The organism is Inquilinus sp. YAF38, from assembly GCF_052113205.1.
GTDB lineage: Bacteria > Pseudomonadota > Alphaproteobacteria > DSM-16000 > Inquilinaceae > Inquilinus.
This window is the reverse complement of the sequence record NZ_JBFRCU010000032.1, coordinates 1-23,606: the sequence shown is the minus strand read 5'-3', so window position 1 is coordinate 23,606 and position 23,606 is coordinate 1. Positions and strand designations below refer to the sequence as shown.

The window sequence follows — 23,606 nt, the reverse complement described above, 5'->3', positions numbered from 1 at the left end:
ATGATGAGATTCGGGATGCTGGCATCCGCGCTGGCGCTTGCCGCCGCCATGGCTTGGGCGCCGGGCGCACCCGCCGTGGCGCAGGAGCCGTCGACGATCACCGGCGGGTTCGATGTCGGCCCGGGCGGTTTCCAGGGCAACTTCAACCCGCTTTCCGCCACCGGCGGCTTCACCTGGCTTAGCCTGTATTTCGAGCCGCTGGTGATCAACGACGACAAGCTGGAGAGCATCGTCGGCGACCTGGCGTCGAGCTACGAGGTCAGCGCCGACAAGCTGCAATACACCTTCAAGCTGGCCGACGCGAAATGGCATGACGGCCAGCCCTTCACCTCGGCCGATGTGAAGTTCACCATCGACACGGCGAAGAACGGCGCCACCGGCACGGTCTTCACCGCCCGCCTCGGCGCCATCGCCTCGGTCGAGACGCCGGATTCGAAGACCGCGGTGCTGAAGCTGTCGGCGCCGAATGCCGGCCTGCTGGCGACGCTGACCCAGCTGATGATGCTGCCGCAGCACGCGCTGAAGGACATTCCGTCGGCGTCGCTGGCCAAGCATGAATGGTGGTCGAAGTCGCCGATCGGCACCGGCCCCTACAAGTTCTCGCGCTACGTCACCGACCAGTATGTCGAGCTGGCCGCCAATGCCGATTACCGCGGCGGCAAGCCGGTGACGGACCGGATCATCAACCGCTACTTCGCCAACACCGCGGCGGCGGTAGCGGCGCTGCGCTCCGGAGAGATCGCCTTCAGCTATGTCGAGGCCGACGACGTCGCCACCTTCCAGGGCAATGACGGCTTCAAGGTGATCGAGGGCAACTCCTACGTCGTCAACTACCTGGGCTTCAACCAGGAGGTGCCGTTGTGGAAGGATGTCCGCGTGCGCCAGGCGGTGATGCACGCGATCAACCGCGATGCGATCGTGCAGAGCCTGTACAAGGGCGCCGCCGAGATCGCCAATTGCGGCTATGTCGCCAACCACCTGCTGCCCTCCGGCATCGACAGCTATGGCTATGATCCGGAGAAGGCGAAGCAGCTGCTGGCCGAGGCTGGCTGGGACAAGATCAACGGCGACAAGCCGATCCCGCTCTTGACCTACTACAACACGCCGCTGGCATCGAACGTGCTGGCCGCGGTGCAGGCGATGCTGGCCCAGGTCGGCATCAATGTGGTGCCGCGGGCGGTCGACACGCCGACCTACAACGCCACCATCTACGCCCAGAGCCCGGACTGGTCGCAGTTCCCGATGGTCTATGCCGGGCTGCAGAACGGGCCGGACCCCAGCGCCATCAACATCGGCCTGAACGAGAAGCAGATCCCGCCGGCCGGCGCCAACTTCCTGCGCATCCGCATGCCGGAGCTGACCGGCGCCTTCGACGCCGCGCTGAACGAGACCGACGATTCCAAGCGGCCGGAACGCTATCAGGCCGTGTGCAAGGCGATGAACGCCAACCTGCCCTGGGCCACCATGTGGGTGGCCAAGCGCTACGGCGTCGCCTCAGCCAAGCTGAAGGACTTCGTCTGGATCCCGGCCCCCGCCGGCGGCCCCTTCGCTGCCCATCCGGAGAAGTGGGCGATTGAATAGATCGTCATTGCGACCCCGGCCTCGAGTCGGGGGAAGCAATCCAGGGCCGTTTGCCCCGGCCCCTGGATTGCTTCGTCGGCTTCGCCTCCTCGCAATGACGGTTTTTTCACTGGAGAGATGGCCTTTTCGGAACGCGAGATGCTGAACTTCTGCCTTCGTCGCCTCGCGGTCGGGGTCGGCATGCTGATCGCACTCAGCCTGCTGATCTTCATCCTGCTCCGGCTCGCGCCCGGCGACCCGATCGACGCCTATATCAACCCGAATGTGGCGATGTCGCAGGAGGAGATGGCCGCCGTGCGCGCCCGTCTCGGCCTCGACCAGCCGTTGCCGGTGCAGTACCTGGCCTGGCTCGGCGGAGCGCTGCGCGGCGATCTCGGCTTTTCGCTGCAGCGCAATGGCGAGACCGTGCTGGGCCTGGTCGCACAGCGGATCGGGCCGACCCTGCTGCTGATGGGGACGGGGCTGGCGATCGCCATCGTGGTCGGCATCGGCGCCGGCATCATCGGCGCCGTCAAGCGCAACTCGGCGACCGATCTCGGCCTGTCGGTCACAGCCTTCCTCGGCATCTCCAGCCCGGCCTTCCTGACCGCGCTGGTCGGCCTCTACGTCTTCTCGGTGCTGCTGCGCTGGGCGCCGTCCGGCGGCATGCTGACCCCCGGCGCGCCGTTCTCGCTCGGCGACCTGGCCAGCCACCTGATCCTGCCGGCGCTGCTGCTGTCGATCGGCCATGCCGCGCTGATCATGCGCTACATGCGCGCCTCGCTGCTGGAGGTGCTGAACCAGGACTATGTCCGCTCGGCCCGCGCCAAGGGGGTCAGGGAGTTCTGGGTGATCGTGAAGCACGCGCTGCGCAACGCGCTGCTGCCGGTCGTCACCCTGATCGGGTCGACCATCGGCATCGCCGTCGGCGGCGCCATCTTCCTGGAGAGCGTGTTCAACTGGCCGGGCATGGGCCTGCTGCTGGTCAGCGCGGTGGAGACCCGCGACTATCCGGTGATCATGGGCGCGACGCTGGTGGTCGGCGCCTGCGTGATCCTCGCCAACCTGCTGACCGACATCGCCTATGCGGCGATCGACCCGCGGATCCAGGTGGCCTGAGATGGCAGTGGTGGAAACCTCGCGCTCCCGCGGCGGCAACGGCCCGCTGGCCCGCGCCTTCCGCCGCTTCGCCGCCAACGGCGCCGCGCTGGCCGGCATCGCCATCCTGGTGCCGATGCTGGTCCTGATCGTCGCCTACCCGCTGATCCTCGGCCACAAGCCGAACGAGATCGACCTCCTGGCCCTCAACAAGGGTCCCAGCGCGGCCCATTGGCTCGGCACCGACGGCGTCGGCCGCGACATCCTGGTCCGGGTGCTGCAGGGTGGGCGCATCTCGCTGCTGGTGGCGGTGGTCTCGGTCGCGATCTCGGTGGTGATCGGCTTCCTGGTCGGCTCGATCTCGGCCATGGCCGGGCGCTTCACCGATGCCGCGATCATGCGCTTCGTCGACCTCGCCATGACCCTGCCGCCGGTGATCTCGCTGCTGGTGCTGGCCTCGATCACCGGCGCCGGCATCGTGCCGACCATCATCGTCATCTCGCTGCTGTCCTGGCCGGTGCTGGCGCGCATGGTGCGGGCCCGGTTGATGGAGCTGCGCGAGCGCGACTTCGTGGTGGCGTCGCGCGGCATGGGCGCCGGCCTCGGCCATCTGCTGTGGCGGCACGGCCTGCCGAACTCGATCGACATCCTGGTGGTCTACGCCACGCTGCAGATCGCCGCCGCCATCCTGCTCGAGGCCGGCCTGTCCTTCCTCGGCCTCGGCGTGCCGCCGCCGGAGGCGAGCTGGGGCAACATGCTGAACGCCGCCCGCAGCACCGTGGTGCTGGAGCAGTACCCCTGGCAATGGCTGTTCCCGGGCGCCGCCCTGGTGATCACCGTGCTGGCCATCAACTTCGTCGGCGACGGACTGCGCGACGCCTTCGACCCCCGTTCCGAACTCAACTGACCGAAAAGACCCGTCATGGCCTCAGCCCCAGCCTTCCAGGGCGTCGTCCCGCCCGTCGTCACCCCGCTGACCGCGGATTTCCAGGTCGACTACCCCTCCTTCACCCGCGTGCTCGAGCATCTGATCGGCGGCGGCGTGCACGGGCTGTTCGTGCTCGGCTCCACCAGCGAGGTGGTGTTCCATGATGAGGCGACGCGCCGGAAGATCCTGGAGCACGCGGTCAAGGTCGCGAACGGCCGCGTGCCGGTGCTGGCCGGGGTGATCGACCCGACCACCGACCGCGTCATCGGCCACGCCAAGGTGGCGCAGTCGATCGGCGTCGATGCCGTGGTGGTGACGGCGCCGTTCTATGCCCGCACCAGCGCGCCGGAGGTGGTCGACCATTTCCGCTACATCCGCGAGGCCATCGACGTCCCGGTGATCGCCTACGACATCCCGGTCTGTGTCCATGTCAAGCTGGACCGTGCCGGCGTGGTGACGCTGGCCCGCGAGGGCACCATCGCCGGGCTGAAGGATTCGAGCGGCGACGACGGCAATTTCCGCTTCGCCCTGCTGGACCTGGCCGACCGGCCGGAGATCGCGATGATGACGGGGTCGGAGATCGTCTGCGACTCCGCCTTGGCCGCCGGCGCCCACGGCATCGTGCCCGGCCTCGCCAATGTCGACCCGCACGGCTATGTCCGCCTCTACGACCTGTGCCGCAAGGGCGATTGGGCGGCGGCGCGGGTGGAGCAGGAGCGGCTGTGCCGCCTGTTCGAGATCGTCTGGGTCAGCTTGCCGCGCACCAGCGCCGGGTCGGCCGGCGTCGGCGGCTTCAAGACCGCGATGCGCCGCCTCGGCATCATCGACACCAACGTCATGGCCCGGCCGCAGCGGGCGCTGAACGATGCCGAGGCCGCGAAGGTCGAGGCCATCCTGCAGGCGACCGGCCTCTTGGCCTGAGGACCCTGATGGCAGAGGCTCAGCACCCCATCCTCGACGTCCACGGGCTGCGGACGGTGTTCCGCATCCGCGGGCGCGAGGTGACCGCGGTCGCGGATCTCGACCTCGCCATCGGCGCGGCGGAGACCGTTGCGCTGGTCGGCGAGTCCGGCTCCGGCAAGTCGGTGACGAGCCTCTCCATCATGGGACTGCTGCCGGCCAAGGCCGGGCGCGTGGCCGCGGGGTCGATCCGGTTCCGTGGCAAGGACGGGCGGGATCGGGACCTGGCGACGCTGGACGGGGAGGCGCGGCGGCGGATCCGGGGCAACGACATCGGCATGGTGTTCCAGGAGCCGATGACCAGCCTGAACCCGGTCTACACCATAGGCGACCAGATCGCGGAGCCGGTCCGCATCCATCTCGGCCGCAACCGCCGGTCAGCCTGGGCCGCTGCGGTCGACCTGCTCGACAGCGTCGGCATCCCCGACCCGAAGCGGCGGGCGGCGCAGTATCCGCACGAGCTGTCGGGCGGCATGCGCCAGCGTGCCACCATCGCCATGGCGCTGGCCTGCGACCCGACGCTGCTGCTGGCCGACGAGCCGACCACCGCGCTCGACGTCACCATCCAGGCGCAGATCCTCGACCTGCTGCGCCGGCTGCAGGACCAGCGCGGCATGGGGGTGCTGTTCGTGACCCACAATCTCGGCGTGGTCGCCGAGATCGCCCATCGCGTCGCGGTGATGTATGCCGGCCGGATCGTCGAGACCGGGCCGGTGCGCGAGGTGTTCCGCCACCCGCGCCACCCCTACACCATCGGCCTGCTGGCCTCGGTGCCGAAGCTGGGCGAGGCGACGCGGCTGAAGGCGGCGGGCGAGAAGCTGGCCACCATCCCCGGCACGGTGCCCAGCCTGGCCGCCATGCCGCCCGGCTGCGCCTTCGCCACGCGCTGCCCGCATGTGATCGAGGCCTGCCGCGCCGCGGTGCCGGCGCCGGCCGAGGTCGGCCCCGGCCACACCAGCCGCTGCATCCGCTGGCAGGAGCTCTGACCATGGCCGATCCGCTTCTCGCCGTGCGCGGCCTGGCCAAGCATTTCGGCCCCGGCACCTTCGGCCGCGGCCCGGTGGTGCGCGCGCTCGACGACATCCATTTCGAGGTCGGCCGCGGCGAGGTGGTCGGGCTGGTCGGCGAATCCGGCTCGGGCAAGACCACGATCGGCCGGTCGGTGCTGCGGCTGATCGAGCCGACGGCCGGCGAGGTCGTGTTCGACGGCCAGGACCTGACCAAGCTGTCCGGCGCCGCGCTGCGGCGGCAGCGGCGGCGGATGCAGTACATCTTCCAGGACCCCTTCGCCAGCCTGTCGCCGCGCATGACGATCGGCGAGATCCTGACCGAGGGCCTGGCGATCCAGGGCATCGGCACCGGCCGCGAGCGGCTGGCCAAGGCGCGGGCGGCGCTGGAGGCGGTGGAGCTGCCGGCCGACGCGGTCGAGCGCTACGCCCATGAGTTCTCCGGCGGCCAGCGCCAGCGCATCGGCATCGCCCGCGCCCTGGTGCTGGAGCCGGAGTTCCTGGTCGCGGACGAGCCGGTCTCTGCGCTCGACGTCTCGGTGCAGGCGCAGATCGTCAACCTGCTGCGCGACCTGCAGCTGCGCCTCGGCCTGACCATGCTGTTCATCTCGCACGATCTCGCGGTGGTGGAGTACATCTGCGACCGGGTGATCGTGCTGTATCTCGGCCGGATCATGGAGATCGCGCCGAGCGACCGGCTCTACGCCGCGCCGAAGCATCCCTACACCCGGGCGCTGCTGTCGGCGATCCCCGACCCGGACCCCGACCGCCCGCGCCAGCGCCAGATCCTGAAGGGCGACATCCCCAGCCCGGCCAACCCGCCCTCCGGCTGCGTCTTCCGCACCCGCTGCCCGCACGCGGTCGAAGCCTGCGCCCGCGAGGTGCCGGTGCTGGAGGAGGTCGAGCCCGGCCACTTCAAGGCCTGCATCCGCCAGGATGTCAGCCGATGACCGGGCGGAACGCCGTGTTGCGCGGCAACTGGGCGACGCTGCTGCTGCCGATCGCGGCGGATGAGAGCATCGATTTCGGACGGCTGGCCGAGGAGATCGACCTGCTGGTCGCGGCGCAGGTCGACGGCATCTATTCCAACGGCACGGCGGGGGAGCTGCACAACCAGACCGAGGCGGAATACGCGGCGATCCAGGCGCTGCTGGCCGAGAAGTGCCGGGCCGCCGGCATGCAATTCGTGATCGGCGCCTGCCAGCCGGACCCGAGCCTGGCGCGGGAGCGGGTGACGCTGGCACGGGACCTCGGCCCGGCGGCGATCCAGGTGGTGCTGCCGGACTGGTGGCCGGTGACCGAGCCGGAGGCGCTGGACTTCCTCGAGCTGATGGCCGAGGTGGCCCGCGGGGTGCCGCTGATCCTCTACAACCCGCCGCACGCCAAGCGGGTTCTGGCGCCGGACGAGCTCGGCCGGCTGGTCCGGGCCGTGCCGGCGGTGGCCGGCATCAAGCTGGCGGATGGCGACGACGCCTGGTACGCGGCGGCGAAGCAGTGCCTGTCCGGTACCGCGCTGTTCGTCCCGGGCCACCATCTCGCCACCGGCACGAGGCACGGCGTTGCCGCCGGCGCCTTCTCCAACGTCGCCTGCCTCAGCCCGGCGGGGGCCCAGGCCTGGACCGACCGGATGGCGAGCGATCTGGATGCAGCGCTCGAGCTTGAACGCCGGATCTGTCGCTTCATGGACGAACACGTCGTGCCGTTCCGCAACCTGCATGGCTACTCGAATGCCGCGCTCGACAAGCTCCTGGCCGCGATCGGCGGCTGGGGGCCAGTCGGCACCCGGCTGCGCCGCCCCTATCGCTGGATCGACGAAGCCGAGGCGGATCGCCTCCGCCCGATGGCGCGGTCGATGATGCCGGAGCTGTTCACGGCTTAGCTGAGACACTCTCCGAAACTCAATAAGTCCCCCCTCCCGCAAGGGGAGGGGGGACTAACAAGAGTAGGCGCGGCTATTGTGAAAGGTCTCCCTTGCGAGACCTTTTCAGAACAGCAACCGTTCCCCTCGTCGTCATTCCCGCGGAAGCGGGAATCTCTTTCAGGTCAAGGCATTGCGATCCGCACGCGGAGAACACCGCGCGCATGCCTCCGGCCACGGCGACCGGTCTTCCGGTCGGCCGTGCCGGTGAATGTGGGCGAGCATCTGCAGAGGGCCACCAGTGTTGCACTCGTTGTCCTGGCGGCGGCGTTCGGCGGGCGTCGGCCGATCAGGGCGGACCGCGGGGGCGGAGCAGGTTCGGGCGCGGCTGTCGGTCCGGTGCCGGCGGCCGGCCGGTTATCCCCAGGCGGTGCCGGGACAGGCTGCCGGTTCTGGTTGAAGACCCGCCGGTGGCGAGGCTGTGCATCCGGCGCTCGCCCTTCGGGCCGGCGCCCGCACCATCGGCCCCGGCTTTCGCCGCGGCGGGGCCGCCGGCCGGAGGAGTGCCGAGGGGCGGGAGGCCGAGGGCCCGGCACAGGCTGGCGATCAGGGCCTCGATCGGCAAGGCGGTGTCGGCGAGGTCGACATCGATGCGCTCGTCCTCGGTCAGCTTTTCCCGGAGCTCGGCGGTCAGCCGCTCCTGGGCGTCGGCGTCGGGAACCGCGGCGATGGCGGCGGCGACGCCCTGGGCGACGGCCTGGCGTCGGTCGTCCTTCTCGTCCTGCCGGGCCTTCCGCCGGATCTCGGCGTCGCGCCGTGCCTGCTCCCGCTGCTGCCGCAACCTGGCCTTGAGCGCGATGGCGCGGCGGATGCCGAGGAACAGGCTGCTGAAGCGGGTCTCCGCATCCCCGGCGCGGTCGAGATCGCCGGCCGCAAGGGCGGCGAGGGCTTGGGCGTGAAAGCCGCGGGCCAGCGCCTCCGCGAGCTCCATCAGCTCGGATAGCATCGCGGTGTCGGCCTCGACCGCGCCCGGCCATGCCGCGGCGTCCTCCCGCCAGCGGCGCAGCGTGAGCGCGACGGCGCGGCGGATGGCGAGGAAGAGGGTGCTGAAACGGGCCTCGGCCTTGCCGGCGCGGTCGAGATCGCCGGCCGCGAGGGCGGCGAGGCCTCGATCCTGAAAGGTCCGGGCCATCTCCAGAGCGAGCTTCGTCAGCCCGGACAGCACCTCGGCCTCCCGCTCGTCCGTGGACGGCGAGGCGGCGGAGGGAGTCCCGGCTGAGGAGGCATCGATCATGTCCTGATTAGAACAAAAAGGGAACATGCAGTCAAGCGGAATCGCATGCCGGTTGCATCGTCATCGCTTGCGAGACCTTTTCAGAATTCGATCATCTGAACCGACGCACGCTTTCCACTCTCCCCCTCCCCTTGCGGGAGGGGGTAGAGGGAGGGGGCTCTCGGCTCGACCCGGCCTGGATCGTCGGAGGATCGGCACGGATGGCGATCTCTGTTCACTGCCCATGCGCGCGGACGCGCGCGGACCCCTCCCTCAGCCCCCTCCCGCAAAGGGGAGGGGGAGGATTAAAGGCATAGGTCGAGTCGGATGGCTGGATTCTGAAAAGGTCTGGCAAACGGGAGAGGCCACCTTCCACCGCCGGTGTCACCCCACCCCGGCCTGCAGGGCGCCGTGGCGTTCGGCGCGGACTAGCCTGGCCAGCAGCTGGATGCCGGGGTCGATGCGGTCGACCGGGATCGAGGAATAGCCGAAGCGCAGGAAATTCTCCGGCGGCAGCGGGTGGTCGAAGAACACCGCCCCGGGGTCCAGCAACAGCCCCTGCGGCGCCCCGGCGGCGGCGACCGCGGTCATCGACACGTCGGCCGGCCCCTCGGCCCACAGCGCGGAGCCGCCGGCCGGCGGCCGGAACTCGAACTCCGGCAGATGGCTGCGCAGGCCTTCGCCGATCGCGTCGGCGCGCTCGCGATAGGCGGCGATCAGCCGCTTGATCGCGGAGTCGTGATGGCCCAGCTGCAGGAACAGCGCCACCGCGCGCTGGTTGTTGGCCGGCGGGTGCCGCGACGTCAGCCGCCGCATCGCCCGCGCCTCGGCGATGAACTCCGGCGCCCCGACCACGTAGCCCAGCCGCAGCCCCGGGGCCAGGGTCTTCGACACGCTGCCGACATAGATAACCCGGTCGTCGCGATCGAGCGCCTTGAGCGCCGGGGTGGCCTCGCCGACGAAGGTTAGCTCGCTGTCGTAGTCATCCTCGACGATCACCAGGTCGTGCACCGACGCGGCCTGCAGCAGCTCCTGCCGCCGCGCCAGCGGCATGGTCACCGTGGTCGGGTTCTGGTGGCTCGGCTGCACGAACAGCATGTCGCATTCGGCCAGGCTGCCGGTCGGCCGCAGCCCGTGATGGTCCATCGCCAGCGGCAGGGTGCGGGCGCCGAACTGCCGGCACAGGTTGCGGATGTCGGGATAGCCCGGCTGCTCGATCCCGACCGTCCGCTCCGGCTTCAGCAGCAGCGATGCGGCGAGGTACAGCGCTTGCTGCGCCCCGATCGTGACCAGGATCTGCTCCGGCGACACCCAGATGCCGCGGCGCGGCAGGATCCGCTTCTGCAACTGCTCGATCAGCAGCGGGTCGTCGGCGTCGACGCGGTCGCCGGCCCAGTCGCGGATGGCGACCGAGCGCAGCGACAGCTGCACCACCTCGCGCCACTCCGCGATCGGGAACAGGGTCGGGTCTGGCTGGCCGTAGACGAAGGGGAAGCGGTAATTGTACCAGTCGACCGGCTTCATCACATGCCGGGTGCGGGACGGGCGGCTGGTCAGCCGCGCGGTCCAGTCCGGCCGGCGAATCGGCGCATCGGTCCGCACCCCGGCCGCCCGCGCGGCATTCACCAGCGCCGCCGGATCGACGATGTGCTTGGACCGGCTGCGCGCCGAGATGAAGCCTTCCTGGGTCAGCTGGTCATAGGCCTGGATCACGGTGTTGCGGCTGATCCCGAGGATCTCGGACAGCCGGCGTGACGAGGGCAGCTCGGCACCCGGCGGCAGCCGCCGGTCCAGCACCGCCTGGGCGATGGCGCCGCGCAGCTGAGCCTGCAGCGTCAAATCGGGCCGGCGCGACAGCGTCAGCAATTGCCGCCACAGAATATCGTCGGCCGCCACAGGCCTCTCCTGCACCACCAACCCTGGATTGAATAAGATCGTATTTTATCCCCTGGCGCAATCTGGACTCATCGACAGGGGCCATCTGGACTCATCGGAACCGCATCTGGACCCATGGTCTGTCGAATCTGGACCTAACCGGGTATGCGGGAAATCTGCTAAATCCTGACCGTCCGCGCCCCGCCCGGCTCCACCGGGCGCCTTTGGCTGTTTGGCCGCCCCGCAGAACGGGCGGCACCGACCCGACAAGCAGGAGGACGTCCCGTGACCCAGACCATCAACGGCACCGACTTCAACGACTTCCTCACCGGGAGCGATCCGCTCAATCCGGCCAACCTCGACGGCATCGACATCATCAATGGCCTCGCCGGCGACGACCTGCTCTCCGGCCTGGGCGGCGACGACACGCTCTTCGGCGGCGACGGTGCCGACACGCTCTTCGGCTACGGCGACGACGACACGATCTCAGGCGGCAATGGCGTCGACCGTCTCCACGGCATGGACGGCGACGACCTGCTCAGGGGTGGCGCCGGCGGGGATTGGCTGGATGGCAACGCCGGCATCGACACCGCTGTCTATGACGACGCCACGGGCGTGCTCAACGTCAACCTGACGGAGGGCTTCGTCGGCGGCTGGGCCCAGGGCGACAGGCTGACCAGCATCGAGAACCTGACCGGCGGGGCCTTCGCCGACACCCTGCGCGGCGATGGCGTGGTCAACGTCCTCGACGGCGGCGGCGGCGACGACCTGCTCGAAGGCCGCGCCGGCGCCGACACCCTGCAGGGCGGCGCCGGCACCGACACGGCGACCTATGTCCTGTCCCCCGCCGGGGTCACCGCCGACCTGCGGACCGGCACCGGCTCGGACGGCGACGCCGCGGGCGACATGCTGCTGAACATCGAGAACCTGACCGGCTCGGCCTTCGGCGACGTCCTGCAAGGCAATGCGGTGGCCAATGCCATCGACGGTGGCGTCGGCAACGACCTGATCAACGGCTATGCCGGCGCCGACGTCCTCAACGGCGGCGACGGCGTCGACACGGTCTATTACGACGGCTCGGCCGCGGCGGTGACCGTCGACCTGCGGGCCGGCGCCGGCACGGGCGGCGACGCCCAGGGCGATACGCTGCAGAACATCGAGAACATCATCGGCTCGGCCTTCGCCGACATCCTGCAAGGCAATGCCGTGGCCAATGCCATCAGCGGCGGTGCCGGCAACGACCTGATCAACGGCTATGCCGGCGCCGACGTCCTCAATGGCGGCGACGGCATCGACACGGTCTATTACGACGGCTCGGCCCTCGGCGTGCAGATCGACCTGGCGGCGGGTACCGGCGTGGGCGGCGACGCCCAGGGCGATAGCTTGAACGCGATCGAGAACATCGTCGGCTCGGCCTTCGCCGACCGGCTGTACGGCGCCGCCGGCGCCAATGCGCTGACCGGCGGCGACGGCGACGACACGCTCCGCGGCGGGGCCGGCGGCGACGCTCTCAGCGGTGGCAACGGCTCTGACTTCGCCAACTACCAGGGCTCGGCCTCGGGGGTGACGGTCAACCTGCTGACCGGTGCTGTCTCGGGCGGCGATGCCGCCGGCGACACGCTGATCGGCATCGAAAACCTGTACGGGTCCAGCAATGCCGACCAGCTCACCGGCACCGATGCCCGCAACATCATCGGCGGCGAGCTCGGCGACGATATGATCGTCGGCAATGGTGGCGACGATGCGCTCTCCGGCGAGGCCGGGAATGACAGTCTCGACGGCGGCGACGGCGCCGATCGCCTGGTCGGCGGCGCGGGCATCGACACCATCCATGGTGGCATCGGCAACGACTCGGTCGATGCCGGCAGCGAGGCCGACCAGGTCTTCGGCGAGGCCGGGGACGATACCCTCTATGGCGGCACCGGCAACGACCAGCTTGACGGCGGCGACGGCAACGACACGCTCGATGGCGCGGCGGGATCCGACACGCTGACCGGCGGGGCCGGCATCGACACGGCGAGCTATGCCGGCTCGACAACCGGGGTGACGGTGAACCTGGCGACCGGCGCGGTCTCCGGCGGCGATGCCGCGGGCGACACCTTCAGCAGCATCGAGCAGGTGTTGGGCTCGGCCCAGGCCGATACGCTGACCGGCAATGCCGGCGCCAACACCCTGTGGGGCATGGGGGGCGGCGACGTGCTCACCGGCGGCGGCGGTGGCGATGTGCTCAAGGGCGGCGTCGGCAACGATCGCTTCGTCTACGCGGCCCTGTCCGACAGCGCGGCCTCCGGCCTCGGCAAGGACACGATTCGGGACTTCGCCACCGGCGACAAGGTCGACCTGTCGGCGATCGACGCCGACGGCAACGCGAGCAACGGCAACACCGCCTTCAGCTTCGGCAGCGGCGGCTTCACCGGCCATGCCGGGGAGATCCGCATCGTCACCGCCGGCGCAATCCAGGTGGTCTATGCCGATGTCAACGGCGACAAGATCCAGGACTTCGCCATCAACGTCACCGCCGACCACGCCCTCACCGCCGCGGATTTCGTGCTGTAGCCGGTCTCCCTCGACATCGCGAGGCGCGCCCCTCGACAAAGGGCCTTTTCAGAATACCGCCGTTCGAGCCAATCCATCCCTTCTACTCTCCCTCTCTCCTCGCGGGAGGGGGCAGGGGGAGGGGGTTTTCACCATCAAGGCCGGCCTGGACTCTGATGCTTCGGCCATGATGTCCTCTGCGCATTGGCGCGCGGACGCGCGCAGACCCCTCCCCCAACCCCCTCCCGCAAGGGGAGGGGGAGTGTGGAAGGCCGCGCTCATGGATGCTGAATGCTGGTGGAGGTGGTGAGTGCGCGAGCGGCTCACCCGGTATCCGGCGGCCTGGGCCTGCGGCCGGAGGCAGCGGAGCGAGGCCACGGCGGATCCGCAGGTGGATGGACGCCGTCCGACGGCCAGGTGGCGATCTCCGCCAGTGCCGCGTCGCCCATCTCGATCCAGCGGTCCACCTCCAGGGGCAACCCGAACATCCGGCACAGCCGATCCACGGCGACCGACGTCGGGCAGGTCTCGATCAACTCCACCAATTCCGGCCGCTCCAGCCGCTCGGTCATCTCGTCGAAGCGCCGGTTGGCTTCGTCCTGCTCCTCGCCCTCGACGCCATCGATGGCCGCCGCGCCCATGGCCAGGGTCACTCGCATCCGGGACCGCGCTCTGTCGCCCCGTCCGACCTCGGCCTTCGGCCGCTCCTCGCGCGGCCGGGAGAGCTTGTCCTCCAGCAGCACGGTCTGCCGCAGCGACTTGGCGACGACGGCGATCCGTTTGCAATAGTCGGCGCCGGGCTGCGGCGCCTCGACCGCTTCGGTGCGGGTCGCCTCCATGATCTCCATCTGGATCTCGGCCGCCCGGGCGAGCATGCGCAGATGCCGCGCCGCCCGCTCCTCCTGGGGAGTGGCCGGGGCTTCCGACATCCGATCGGTCTGCGCCTTGTCCATGGAACATAGCATGAACGTTGTTGCTGATTAATACAACTGAACAATGTGTTTACTGCGGGGGATGTCGGATCGGATGACGAGGTCAGGTGGCCGGCGGCCATCTGGACTCATCGATAGGTCCCATCTGGACCCATGGAATCCGCATCTGGACCCATGGGTTTGTCTGATCTGGACCTAACAGAATATGTGGTATTCCTGCTAAATCCTCTTCAGCGCGTGACTGCCCGGCCCCCCGGGCTCATCCGGACGCTCCCCTCAGGAAGGGGGGCGCCGACCCGACAGTGGAGGATGTTCCGTGACCCAGACCCTCAATGGCGATGCCGGCAACAACACCCTCACCGGGACCGATCCGGGCAACCCGGGCAATGCCGACGGCATCGACATCATCAATGGTTTCGACGGGAACGACACGCTCACGGGCCTGGGCGGCAACGATACGATCTCGGGCGGCCTGGGCGCCGACATCCTGGATGGCGGCGCGGGCTTCGACACGCTCAGCTTCGCCAACGCCACCGGGGGGGTGTGGGTGAATATCAACGGCGGCGCCTTCGGCGGCGAAGCCGTGGGCGACACCATGACCGGCTTCGAGGCCATCATCGGCTCCAACTTCAACGACATCTTCGGGGGCGATGCCGGGAGCAACTCCATCAGCGGCGGCGGCGGCACCGACATCATCTCGATCAGCGGCGGCACCGACTTTCTCGATGGCGGCGCCGGCGGGGACTTCCTCGACTGCCGCACCTCCGGCTCGGGCGTGATCATCAACGTGGCCACCGGCATCGGCGGCGGGGGGGCCGCCGGCACCACCTTCGCCAACTTCGAGGCCATCATCGCCACCAATTTCAACGACGTCCTGACCGCCGCCGTGGGCGGCTCCACCCTGGGCGGGCTGGGCGGCGACGACACGCTCAATGGCGGTGATGGGAACGACACCCTGGTTGGTGACGATTTTCTCAACGTCATCGGCACCAGCGGCGTCGACTCGCTGAGCGGCGGCGCCGGTGACGACTATCTTCAGGGCGGGGCGCTGGGCGACGTCCTGAACGGCGGCGCGGGCAGCGACACCGCCGGCTACGAGAACTCCAGCGCCGCGGTCATCGTCAATGTGGACAACGGCGTCGCGTCCGGCGGCCATGCGCAGGGCGACACGCTGATCGGGGTCGAGAACGTGATCGGCTCGACATTCGACGATTTCTTCGGCGTCAGCGCCGCGGCCAACTTCTTCGACGGCCGCGCCGRCACCGACGCGGTGACCTATGGCGGGTCCACCGCCGGGGTCATCGCCAACCTGCAAGGCGTCGGCCACGGGGGCTGGGCCGAGGGCGACACCTTCGCCAACATGGAGAACCTGATCGGGTCGAACTTCGACGACACCCTGTACGGCAACGGGGTGAACAACATCCTCGACGGCGGCAACGGCAACGACGTGCTCGAAGGTCTGGTCGGCGCCGACACCCTGCAGGGCGGCAACGGCAGCGACACGGCGGCCTATGCCTTCTCCGCCGCCGGGGTCAACGTCAACCTGACCAACGGCATCGGCCTGGGCGGCGATGCCGGTGGTGACACCTATAGCAGCATCGAGAACGTCACCGGCTCGGCCTTCGCCGACGCCATCAACGGCGACGCCGGGGCCAACACCCTCAATGGCGGTGCCGGCGACGACGTGCTGCAGGGGCGCGGCGGCGCGGACGCGCTGCAGGGCGGCGGCGGCATCGACACGGCGACCTATGGCAACTCGGCGGGCGGGGTGACGGTCAACCTCGCACTCGGCACCGGGCTGAGTAGCGATGCCCAGGGCGACACGCTGACCGGCATCGAGAATGTCATCGGCACGGCCTTCAACGACACGCTGACCGGCGACGGCGGCGCCAATGCGCTCACGGGGGCCGACGGCGACGATACGATCCGCTCCGCCGCGGGGAACGACGCCGTCAGCGGCGGCAACGGCAACGACCTGATCAACGCCGGCGCCGGCGCCGACGCCATCGACGGCGGGGCGGGCGTCGACACGGTCTTTTACGACAGCTCGGCCGTCGGGGTGAACGCCAACCTGGCCACCGGCACCGGCGCGGGCGGCGATGCCCAGGGCGACACGCTGACCGGCATCGAGAACCTCGTCGGCTCGGGCTTCAACGACACCCTGACCGGCGACGGCGGCGCCAATTCATTGACGGCCGGCGACGGTGACGACTTGCTCCATGGCGGGGCCGGCGCCGACGTCCTCGGTGGCGGCAACGGGGTGGATAGCGTCGAGTACACCGGCTCGGCGGCGGTCTCGGTCAACCTGCTGACCGGGACGGGCACGGGCGGCGATGCCCAGGGCGACACGCTGTCCGGCATCGAGAACGTCTTCGGGACCCTCTTTGCCGACACCCTCACCGGCGATGCCGGGGCGAATCTCCTCGCTGGCGGCGACGGCGACGATGTGCTGCTCGGTGGCGGCGGCGCGGATCAGCTGCGCGGCGGCAACGACATCGACACGGCGAGCTATGCCGGGTCGGCCGCGGCCGTCCAGGTCGATCTCTCGGCCGGCACCGGCACGGGCGGCGACGCCCAGGGCGACACGCTGACCAACATCGAGAACCTGATCGGCTCGGTCGTCAACGATACGCTGATCGGCAATGCCGGGGCCAACGACCTGCGCGGCGATCTCGGCGACGATGTGATCCGCGGCGGCGCCGGAGCGGACCGGATCGGCGGCGGCGCCGGGGTGGACACGGCGGATTACAGCACGTCCTCGGCCGGGGTGACGATCGACCTCGGGGTCGGCACGGGCTTGGGCGGCGATGCCCAGGGCGACACGCTGTTCGGCATCGAGAACGTCACCGGCTCGGCCTTCGTCGACAAGCTGTTCGGCGATGGCTTCGCCAATGCGCTGAGCGGCGGTGCCGGGGACGACGTGCTGCGCGGGGGGGGCGGGGCCGATGTCCTGACCGGCGGCGGCGGCTCGGACTTCGCCAATTACCAGGGCTCGACCGCGGCGGTGTCGGTCAACCTGCTGACCGGCGCGACCTCGGGCGGCGACGCCGCAGGCGACATGCTGAGCGGGATCGAGAACCTCTACGGCTCCAGCAACGCCGACCAGCTGACCGGCGACAACGCCCGCAACGTCATCGGCGGCGAGCTCGGCGACGACACGCTCGTCGGCAATGGCGGCGACGACAGCCTCTCCGGCGAGGGCGGCAACGACAATCTCAGCGGTGGCGATGGGGCCGACCGGCTGGTCGGCGGCGCAGGCATCGACATCATCCATGGCGGCATCGGCGACGACTCGGTCGATGCCGGCAGCGAGAACGACCAGGTCTTCGGCGAGGCCGGAAACGACAACATCCTGGGCGGCACCGGCAACGACCAGCTCGACGGCGGCGACGGCAACGACACGCTCGAAGGCGCGGCCGGGGCCGACACACTGATCGGCGGCCTCGGCATCGACACGGCCAGCTACGCCGGCTCGGCCGCCGGAGTGACGATCAACCTCGCGACCGGCGTCTTCTCGGGTGGCGACGCCGCGGGCGACACGCTGAGCGGCATCGAGCAGGTGGTCGGCTCGGCCCAAGCCGACACCCTGACCGGGGACGCCAATGCCAACACCCTGTGGGGCATGGGCGGCGGGGATGTTCTGACCGGCGGCGGCGGCGGCGACGCGCTGAAGGGTGGCGCCGGGGCGGACCGTTTCGTCTACACCGCCCTGTCCGACAGTGCGGTGTCCGGCCTCGGCAAAGACGCGATCCTGGACTTCTCGACCGGCGACAAGATCGACCTGTCGGCGATCGACGCCGACGGCAACTCCACGAACGGCGACACCGCCTTCACCTTCGGCACCGGCGACTATACCCACCATGCCGGCGAGCTGCGGGTGGTGACGGCGGGTTCGGTCCAGGTGGTCTATGTCGACGTCAACGGCGACAAGGTCTCGGACTTCGCCATCAACGTCACCTCCGACCATGCTCTGACGGCCAGCGACTTCCTGCTCTAGTGGAACAGCCGGGCGGCGAGCTGCAGGGCGGTGCTGATGCCCAGGCGCTCATAGGCCCGGCGGCGATAGGTCAGCACGCTGGTCGGCCGGATGCCGAGGTCGAGGCCGATGCCCTCGGCGGTCATGCCGATCAGCGTGCGGGCGCAGACCGAGCGCTCGCGCCCGGTCAGCGCCGGGCACAGGCCGTGCAGCCGCACCTCGACCGCCGCGGCCGATCCGGGCGGCGGCCGGTCGGCGCCGAAGGCCCGGCCATGGGCCTCGATCAGCGGCAGCAGCAGCCGGCCGAAGGCGCGGAGGCCCTGCGCCTCGCCGGTGGAGAAGGCGCCGCCATGGCGAAATAGGCTGAGCGTGGTCCAGCCGCCGCGGCCGGGACGCAGGATCGACAGCTTCTCGACGAAGCCGGGACGGGCATAGCAGTCGCGCCGGTAGTCGCGGTCGGCGATGTCGTCCGGCCGCACCCGCAGGCAAAGGCTGGCGCGGTCGACGGCTTGAAACACGGTGTTCAGCGGGTCGAAGCGGAAATAGTGGCGGCGATAGGCCTCGGCCCGGTCGCCGGCCTGCGACCCGGCGCCGGCGGACAGGATCACCGCAGGCAGGGTGCCGTCATCGGTCCGGCGGAAGGCGAAGATCTCCTCCACCCCGGCCATGGCGCCGAGGGCGTGCAGCACCGCCGGCCCGAATTCCGGCGTGCCCAGCGCATCGACGATGCCGGCCTGGAGGTCGGCATCCGCCGTCCATGGCGCGTCCGGCGCTTCGATCCGCTCCATCGCTCCTCCCTCGCGGGGGCCAGCCCCCGCCTTTGGCGCGGAGCTTAGAGACCGTCTGGAAACGCTACTGGCGCGGCCGTCTGGCGGCGGTTTCTGCGCTTCCGGTGCTCACGGACTATAACGTCCGCTGCGCGCCGGTTCTCGACACCACCGCCAGCCGACTCACACCAGCGCATTTCCAAACGATCTCTTACCACATCGGCCGGCTAACCCTGCAGTGCGGCCCACATCTCGCGGTCGCGCGCGGCGGTCCAGATCCGCGGTGTGTCGATGCCCAGCGCCTCGTCATAGGCGCGGGCGACGTTGAAGGGCAGGCAGTGTTCGTAGATCGCGTAGCTGGCGAACTTCGCGTCACAGGCGGCGCGGCAGGCATCCCAGGCCTGCTTCAGCGAGCCGCCGCGCGCCGCGACCCGGGCGACCGGCCGGTAGGTGCTGGCCAGGAAGTCGCGGGTCAGCTCGATCGCCTCGGCCACCCTGGCGGCGCCGACCAGGGCGTCGCCGCGGCCGGGCGACAGCGCCTCCGGCCGCAGCGCGGCGATGGCGTCCAGCGTCCCCGGCCAGTCGCCGAAATGCGCATCGCCGCAATAGCAGGCGGAGCGGTACTCGACGATGTCGCCGGAGAACATCACCCCGGCATCCGGCACCCAGGCGACGATGTCGCCGGCGGTATGGGCGCGGCCGAGATGCAGCAGGTCGACCCGGCGGCGGCCGAGATGGAGGGTCATGCGGTCCTTGAAGGTCACCGTCGGCCAAGTCAGGCCGGGGATCGACTCCGCCGCCTGGAACAGCCGCGGGAAGCGGCCGAACTCGGAATCCCAATCCTCCTGCCCGCGCTCATGGATCATCGCCCGGCAGGTCTCCGAGGCGATGATCTCGCCGGCGCCATAGGCCGAGGCGCCGAGCACGCGCACCGCGTGATAGTGGCTGAGGACGACGTATTTGACCGGCTTGTCGGTGACGCCGCGGATGCGCTCGATCACCTTCTGCGCCATCACCGGCGTGGCCTGGGCGTCGATCACCATGACGCTGTCGTCGCCGATGATGACGCCGGTGTTCGGGTCGCCCTCGGCGGTGAAGGCATAGAGCCCGTCGCCCAGCTGGGTGAAGGAGATCGGCTTCTCGGCCAGGTCGCCGGCCGAGGCGAAGCTCTTGGACATGGACGGTCCTCCCGCGTTGTTCCGGCCAGCATAGGACGGCCGCGCCGTCTGCGCTGTCCTCAGATCTGAGGACAGACTCGGGCCCTTCGACGCATCATCCTGGGCAAACGGCCGGGAGAGCCGGAGCAGGGGAGGCCCATGGCCCGATACGTCCCTCAGCGCTTCGCGGTGCGCACCCCGCCGGAGCTGTCCGGCGGCGGCCGGCGGCGATATCCGGTCGCCATCGTCGGCGCCGGCCCGGTCGGGCTGGCGGCGGCAATCGACCTGGCGCTGCACGGCGTGCCGAGCGTGGTGCTGGACGACAACGACGTGGTCTCGGTCGGCTCCCGCGCCATCTGCTGGTCCAAGCGCACGCTGGAGATCTTCGACCGGCTCGGCATCGGCGAACGGATGCTGGCCAAGGGCGTGACCTGGAAGGTCGGCCGGCTGTTCCACCGCGACCGCGAGGTCTACGCCTTCGACCTGCAGCCCGAGCCAGGGCACAAGATGCCGGCCTTCATCAACCTGCAGCAATATTACGTCGAGCAGTATCTGGTGGAGCGCTGCGCCGATTTTCCGGAGCTGATCGACCTGCGCTGGAAGAACCGCGTCACCGGCGTCGAGCCGGGCGGCGACGGCGTGCGGGTCCAGGTCGAGACCCCGGATGGCGGCTACGCGATCGAGGCCGGCTACCTCCTCGCCTGCGACGGGGTGCGCTCGACCATCCGCGGCGCCCTGGGGCTCGGCTTCATCGGCCAGGCCTTCGAGGAGCGCTTCCTGATCGCCGATGTCGAGATGAGGGCGGGCTTCCCGCCGGAGCGCTGGTTCTGGTTCGAGCCGCCCTTCCATCCCGGCCAATCGGCGCTGCTGCACAAGCAGCCGGACGACATCTACCGCATCGACCTGCAGCTCGGCCCCGATGCCGACCCGGAGGCGGAGCGCAAGCCGGAGCGGGTGATCCCGCGCATCCGGGCGATGGTCGGCGACCGGCCGTTCGAGCTCGACTGGGTGTCGGTCTACAGCTTCCAGTGCCGCCGGCTGGAGCGCTTCGTGCATGGCCGGGTGATCTTCCTGGGCGATGCCGCCCATGTGGTCTCGCCCTTCGGCGCCCGCGGCGGCAATGGCGGCATCCAGGATGCCGACAACCTGGCCTGGAAGCTGGCCCTGGTGCTGCGGGGAGAGGCGCCGCCGGCGCTGCTGGCCAGCTATGATGAGGAACGGGTGCGGGCGGCGGACGAGAACATCCTGAACTCGGCGCGCGCCACCCGCTTCATGACGCCGAAGAGCGAGATCGAGCGGGTGTTCCGCGCGGCGGTGCTGGACCTCGCCGCCGACCACGCCTTCGCCCGCCGGCTGGTCAATTCCGGGCGGCTGTCGCTGCCCTGTGCGCTGAACGGGCTGTCGCTGCAGACGCCGGCCGAAGGTGCCGAAGGGCTGCTGGCGCCAGGCGCGGTATGCCTGGACGCGCAGCTGGACGGCGAGGCCTTCCTTCTCAACCAACTCGGCGGCGGCTTCAGCCTGCTGGCGGTCGGCGGTGTCGCGGTGCCGCAGGGCACGGGCCTGCCGGTAGTGCGGGTCGGTGCCGATCGCGATCCGCATGGCTTCGCCGCCGCCCGCTACGGCGAAGCCCTGTACCTGATCCGGCCGGACCAGCATGTCGCCGCCCGGCTGACCGGCGCCTCGACGGCGGAAATTCGAGCAGCGCTGGCGCGGGCGAGGGGAGGAGGCTCATGACCGACCATGATCTCGGTCGCGACCGTCTGACGGGCCGCGGCGACGACATCTACGCCGCGCTGCTGCAGGCGCATGACGGGCTGGATTTCGCCGCCAGCGCGGCGCTGAACGCCCGGCTGGTGCTGATCCTGGCCAATCTGGCCGGCGATCCGGAGGCGGTGATCGCCGCCATCGGTCAGGCCAGGCCGTCGGCCTGATCCGCCGGCGCGGCAACCAACACCAGGGAGGGGCAGATGACGCTGCAATCGGATTTGCGGGGGCGGGCCACGACACCACCGCAGGCGGGCACGATCAACTGGCGGGTGGTGGTCCTGGCCAGCCTCGGCGCCGGCCTCGAATTCTACGACTTCATCATCTACGGCATCTTCGCCCAGTACATCGCCGCGACCTTCTTTCCCTCGGACGACCCGATGGTCTCGCTGATCAGCGCCTTCGCCGTCTTCGCCATCGGCTATCTGTCCCGCCCCCTCGGCGGGCTGGTGTTCAGCCATATCGGCGACCGCGCCGGCCGGCGGCGGTCGTTCATGGCGTCGCTGCTGATCATGACCGGCGTCACCCTCGCCATGGCGGTGGTGCCCAGCTACGCCGCGATCGGCCTTGCGGCGCCGCTGATCTTCACCGCGTTGCGCTTCATCCAGGGGCTCTGCGTCGGCGGCGAGATGCCCGGTGCCCTGACCTATGTGGTCGAAACCGCGCCGCGCCGGGCCGGGCTGGCCTGCGGCATCGTCATCTTCTGCGCCAACACCGGCGTCTTCCTCGGCACCTCGATCAGCGCGCTGCTGCACGGGGTGCTGGCCCCGACGGCGATGGAGGATTACGGCTGGCGCATCGCCTTCGCCGTCGGCGGCGTGCTCGGCGCCATCAGCGTCGTGCTACGCCGGGCGCTGGAGGAGACGCCGGCCTTTCGCAGCATGCGGCAGCGGCCGGCCCGCTTGCCGGCGCTGGAGATTGTCCGCCGCTTCCCCGGGCCACTCCTGGTCGGAATCGGTGTGGCCGCCCTGGTCCAGGCCTATAACGGTCTGGTGATGGTGGCACTGACGCCCTACCTGACCAAGGTCGCGGGCTATGATCCGGTGAGCGCCTCCTTCGCGGTGAACGTCGCGGTCGGCCTGCTCTCGGTCGCCATCCTCGCCATCGGCTGGGCCGGCGACGCGGTGCCGCGGCGCTACCTGCACCGCATCGGCGCCGCCGCGATCGCGCTCGGCGCTTATCCCGCCTATCAGGCGATGATCGGACACAGCGTCGACATCGTCCTGCTGCTGGCCGCGATCGGTCTGGTCGGCGCCTTCGCCAACGGTACCTTCGGCGCCCTTCTGACCGACCTGTTCCCGACCGAGGTCCGATTCAGCGGCGTCGCCCTGGCCTACAACATCGCCGCCGCGATCTTCGCCGGGCTTTCGGCGTTGATCACCACCTGGCTGCTGTCGGCCACCGGCGACCCGGCATCGCCCGGGCTGTACCTTACCGCCGTCGCCGCCTTCGCCTTCCTCGCCGGGCTGCTCCACCGGCGCTACGCCGTCCGTCTGGCGTAATTCCAACGGCTGAAAATGCTGAACCGTCATGGCGAACCCCGAAGGGGCGTGGCGCACTCTATTTGCATCTGCCGCGTGCGGGCCCTTTTCACAACGCCTATTCCTTACCGTCATTGCGAGGAGGCGAAGCCGACGAAGCAATCCATGCCTCCGCCCTTGCGGCCCGATGGATTGCTTCGCTGCGCGTAACTGCCCAGGTGCAGGCGTGATTAGGCGGAGTTGAGGTTATGGATGAGTTGTGTTGGGCAGGATGACAGTGTTTCGAGCAGGTTCCATCCGCGCTTTCGAGCGGTGCCGATGAGGGTGCGGAGCGTGGCGAAGTTGTCTGCGCCTTGAGATGTGCGGAACCCGCCGGAGATTTTCTGTCGGAGTTTCATCATCCGGGCATCGCGCTCGGCTTCGTTGTTGGTGAAC

18 protein-coding genes are annotated in these 23,606 nt (G+C 69.8%); 12 read left to right on the top strand and 6 right to left on the bottom strand.

Features of this window, described 5'->3' with window-relative positions; all coding sequences use genetic code 11:
* Window positions 1-15 precede the first annotated feature (15 nt).
* The 7 genes from AB4Z01_RS16340 (at window position 16) to AB4Z01_RS16310 (ending at window position 7,432) form a co-directional block, all read left to right on the top strand.
* Complete coding sequence (locus AB4Z01_RS16340) at window positions 16-1,581, top strand: ABC transporter substrate-binding protein (RefSeq protein WP_441695430.1); 1,566 nt, start codon at window positions 16-18, stop codon at window positions 1,579-1,581.
* A gap of 117 nt (window positions 1,582-1,698) precedes the next feature.
* Complete coding sequence (locus tag AB4Z01_RS16335; protein ID WP_441695427.1) at window positions 1,699-2,679, top strand: ABC transporter permease; 981 nt, start codon at window positions 1,699-1,701, stop codon at window positions 2,677-2,679.
* Window position 2,680: 1 nt separating this feature from the next.
* A complete protein-coding gene (locus AB4Z01_RS16330) occupies window positions 2,681-3,565 on the top strand; it encodes an ABC transporter permease (RefSeq protein ID WP_441695425.1) in 885 nt (294 codons plus the stop codon).
* A 15-nt stretch (window positions 3,566-3,580) separates the two neighbouring features.
* Window positions 3,581-4,507, top strand: a complete 927-nt coding sequence (locus AB4Z01_RS16325; RefSeq protein WP_441695422.1) for a dihydrodipicolinate synthase family protein — start codon at window positions 3,581-3,583, stop codon at window positions 4,505-4,507.
* A gap of 8 nt (window positions 4,508-4,515) precedes the next feature.
* A complete protein-coding gene (locus AB4Z01_RS16320; RefSeq protein WP_441695420.1) occupies window positions 4,516-5,532 on the top strand; it encodes an ABC transporter ATP-binding protein in 1,017 nt (338 codons plus the stop codon).
* Window positions 5,533-5,534: 2 nt separating this feature from the next.
* Window positions 5,535-6,503 (top strand): ABC transporter ATP-binding protein, encoded by a 969-nt coding sequence (locus AB4Z01_RS16315; protein ID WP_441695417.1) that lies wholly within the window; start codon window positions 5,535-5,537, stop codon window positions 6,501-6,503.
* Complete coding sequence (locus tag AB4Z01_RS16310) at window positions 6,500-7,432, top strand: dihydrodipicolinate synthase family protein (RefSeq protein WP_441695414.1); 933 nt, start codon at window positions 6,500-6,502, stop codon at window positions 7,430-7,432. Before AB4Z01_RS16315 ends, AB4Z01_RS16310 begins: the two co-directional genes overlap by 4 nt.
* A 328-nt stretch (window positions 7,433-7,760) precedes the next feature.
* Here AB4Z01_RS16310 and AB4Z01_RS16305 read toward each other — a convergent pair whose 3' ends face one another.
* Together AB4Z01_RS16305 and pdxR are read right to left on the bottom strand one after the other, a co-directional pair.
* Window positions 7,761-8,705 (bottom strand): hypothetical protein, encoded by a 945-nt coding sequence (locus AB4Z01_RS16305; RefSeq protein WP_441695412.1) that lies wholly within the window; start codon window positions 8,703-8,705, stop codon window positions 7,761-7,763.
* A gap of 363 nt (window positions 8,706-9,068) precedes the next feature.
* On the bottom strand, window positions 9,069-10,580 hold the full coding sequence (gene pdxR / locus AB4Z01_RS16300; RefSeq protein WP_441695410.1) for a MocR-like pyridoxine biosynthesis transcription factor PdxR: 1,512 nt from the start codon (window positions 10,578-10,580) through the stop codon (window positions 9,069-9,071).
* Between the two features lie 264 nt (window positions 10,581-10,844).
* Here pdxR and AB4Z01_RS16295 point away from each other — a divergent pair, with 264 nt between their 5' ends.
* Window positions 10,845-13,115: a calcium-binding protein gene (locus AB4Z01_RS16295; protein ID WP_441695407.1), complete on the top strand. Its 2,271-nt coding sequence runs from the start codon at window positions 10,845-10,847 to the stop codon at window positions 13,113-13,115.
* Window positions 13,116-13,417: 302 nt separating this feature from the next.
* On the opposite strand, the gene AB4Z01_RS16290 is transcribed toward AB4Z01_RS16295, so the two are convergent.
* Window positions 13,418-14,047, bottom strand: coding sequence for a hypothetical protein (locus tag AB4Z01_RS16290; RefSeq protein WP_441695405.1), 630 nt, complete (start codon window positions 14,045-14,047; stop codon window positions 13,418-13,420).
* A 295-nt stretch (window positions 14,048-14,342) separates the two neighbouring features.
* On the opposite strand from AB4Z01_RS16290, the gene AB4Z01_RS16285 reads away from it, so the two are divergent.
* Window positions 14,343-18,023, top strand: coding sequence for a beta strand repeat-containing protein (locus AB4Z01_RS16285; RefSeq protein ID WP_441695403.1), 3,681 nt, complete (start codon window positions 14,343-14,345; stop codon window positions 18,021-18,023).
* Here the strand turns inward: AB4Z01_RS16285 and AB4Z01_RS16280 are convergent.
* Window positions 18,020-18,790: a helix-turn-helix transcriptional regulator gene (locus tag AB4Z01_RS16280; protein ID WP_441695400.1), complete on the bottom strand. Its 771-nt coding sequence runs from the start codon at window positions 18,788-18,790 to the stop codon at window positions 18,020-18,022. The two genes, AB4Z01_RS16285 and AB4Z01_RS16280, sit on opposite strands and share 4 nt — an antisense overlap.
* 206 nt (window positions 18,791-18,996) lie before the next feature.
* Window positions 18,997-19,947 (bottom strand): MBL fold metallo-hydrolase, encoded by a 951-nt coding sequence (locus AB4Z01_RS16275; protein WP_441695398.1) that lies wholly within the window; start codon window positions 19,945-19,947, stop codon window positions 18,997-18,999.
* Between the two features lie 138 nt (window positions 19,948-20,085).
* Between AB4Z01_RS16275 and AB4Z01_RS16270 the strand changes: the two genes are divergently transcribed.
* The 3 genes from AB4Z01_RS16270 to AB4Z01_RS16260 are packed head-to-tail and all read left to right on the top strand — an operon-like array spanning window position 20,086 to window position 23,192.
* Window positions 20,086-21,660 (top strand): FAD-dependent oxidoreductase, encoded by a 1,575-nt coding sequence (locus AB4Z01_RS16270; protein ID WP_441695396.1) that lies wholly within the window; start codon window positions 20,086-20,088, stop codon window positions 21,658-21,660.
* A complete protein-coding gene (locus tag AB4Z01_RS16265) occupies window positions 21,657-21,857 on the top strand; it encodes a DUF2783 domain-containing protein (RefSeq protein ID WP_441695393.1) in 201 nt (66 codons plus the stop codon). The genes AB4Z01_RS16270 and AB4Z01_RS16265 overlap by 4 nt, the downstream gene beginning before the upstream one ends.
* A 36-nt stretch (window positions 21,858-21,893) precedes the next feature.
* Window positions 21,894-23,192, top strand: a complete 1,299-nt coding sequence (locus tag AB4Z01_RS16260; RefSeq protein ID WP_441695391.1) for an MFS transporter — start codon at window positions 21,894-21,896, stop codon at window positions 23,190-23,192.
* Window positions 23,193-23,401: 209 nt separating this feature from the next.
* Here the strand turns inward: AB4Z01_RS16260 and AB4Z01_RS16255 are convergent.
* The coding region (locus AB4Z01_RS16255; protein ID WP_441694510.1) for an IS66 family transposase at window positions 23,402-23,606 on the bottom strand (205 nt) is incomplete at its 5' end.

What these genes read in the sequence shown, in the direction of transcription:
- AB4Z01_RS16340 (WP_441695430.1), top strand. Translation starts at nt 16, where the DNA reads ATGCTGGCATCCGCGCTGGCGCTTGCCGCCGCCATGGCTTGGGCGCCG.
- AB4Z01_RS16260 (WP_441695391.1), top strand. Translation starts at nt 21,894, where the DNA reads ATGACGCTGCAATCGGATTTGCGGGGGCGGGCCACGACACCACCGCAG.
- AB4Z01_RS16325 (WP_441695422.1), top strand. Translation starts at nt 3,581, where the DNA reads ATGGCCTCAGCCCCAGCCTTCCAGGGCGTCGTCCCGCCCGTCGTCACC.
- AB4Z01_RS16320 (WP_441695420.1), top strand. Translation starts at nt 4,516, where the DNA reads ATGGCAGAGGCTCAGCACCCCATCCTCGACGTCCACGGGCTGCGGACG.
- AB4Z01_RS16310 (WP_441695414.1), top strand. Translation starts at nt 6,500, where the DNA reads ATGACCGGGCGGAACGCCGTGTTGCGCGGCAACTGGGCGACGCTGCTG.
- AB4Z01_RS16280 (WP_441695400.1), bottom strand. Translation starts at nt 18,790, where the DNA reads ATGGAGCGGATCGAAGCGCCGGACGCGCCATGGACGGCGGATGCCGAC.
- AB4Z01_RS16270 (WP_441695396.1), top strand. Translation starts at nt 20,086, where the DNA reads ATGGCCCGATACGTCCCTCAGCGCTTCGCGGTGCGCACCCCGCCGGAG.
- AB4Z01_RS16290 (WP_441695405.1), bottom strand. Translation starts at nt 14,047, where the DNA reads ATGGACAAGGCGCAGACCGATCGGATGTCGGAAGCCCCGGCCACTCCC.
- AB4Z01_RS16265 (WP_441695393.1), top strand. Translation starts at nt 21,657, where the DNA reads ATGACCGACCATGATCTCGGTCGCGACCGTCTGACGGGCCGCGGCGAC.
- AB4Z01_RS16330 (WP_441695425.1), top strand. Translation starts at nt 2,681, where the DNA reads ATGGCAGTGGTGGAAACCTCGCGCTCCCGCGGCGGCAACGGCCCGCTG.
- AB4Z01_RS16335 (WP_441695427.1), top strand. Translation starts at nt 1,699, where the DNA reads ATGGCCTTTTCGGAACGCGAGATGCTGAACTTCTGCCTTCGTCGCCTC.
- AB4Z01_RS16275 (WP_441695398.1), bottom strand. Translation starts at nt 19,947, where the DNA reads ATGTCCAAGAGCTTCGCCTCGGCCGGCGACCTGGCCGAGAAGCCGATC.
- AB4Z01_RS16315 (WP_441695417.1), top strand. Translation starts at nt 5,535, where the DNA reads ATGGCCGATCCGCTTCTCGCCGTGCGCGGCCTGGCCAAGCATTTCGGC.
- AB4Z01_RS16305 (WP_441695412.1), bottom strand. Translation starts at nt 8,705, where the DNA reads ATGATCGATGCCTCCTCAGCCGGGACTCCCTCCGCCGCCTCGCCGTCC.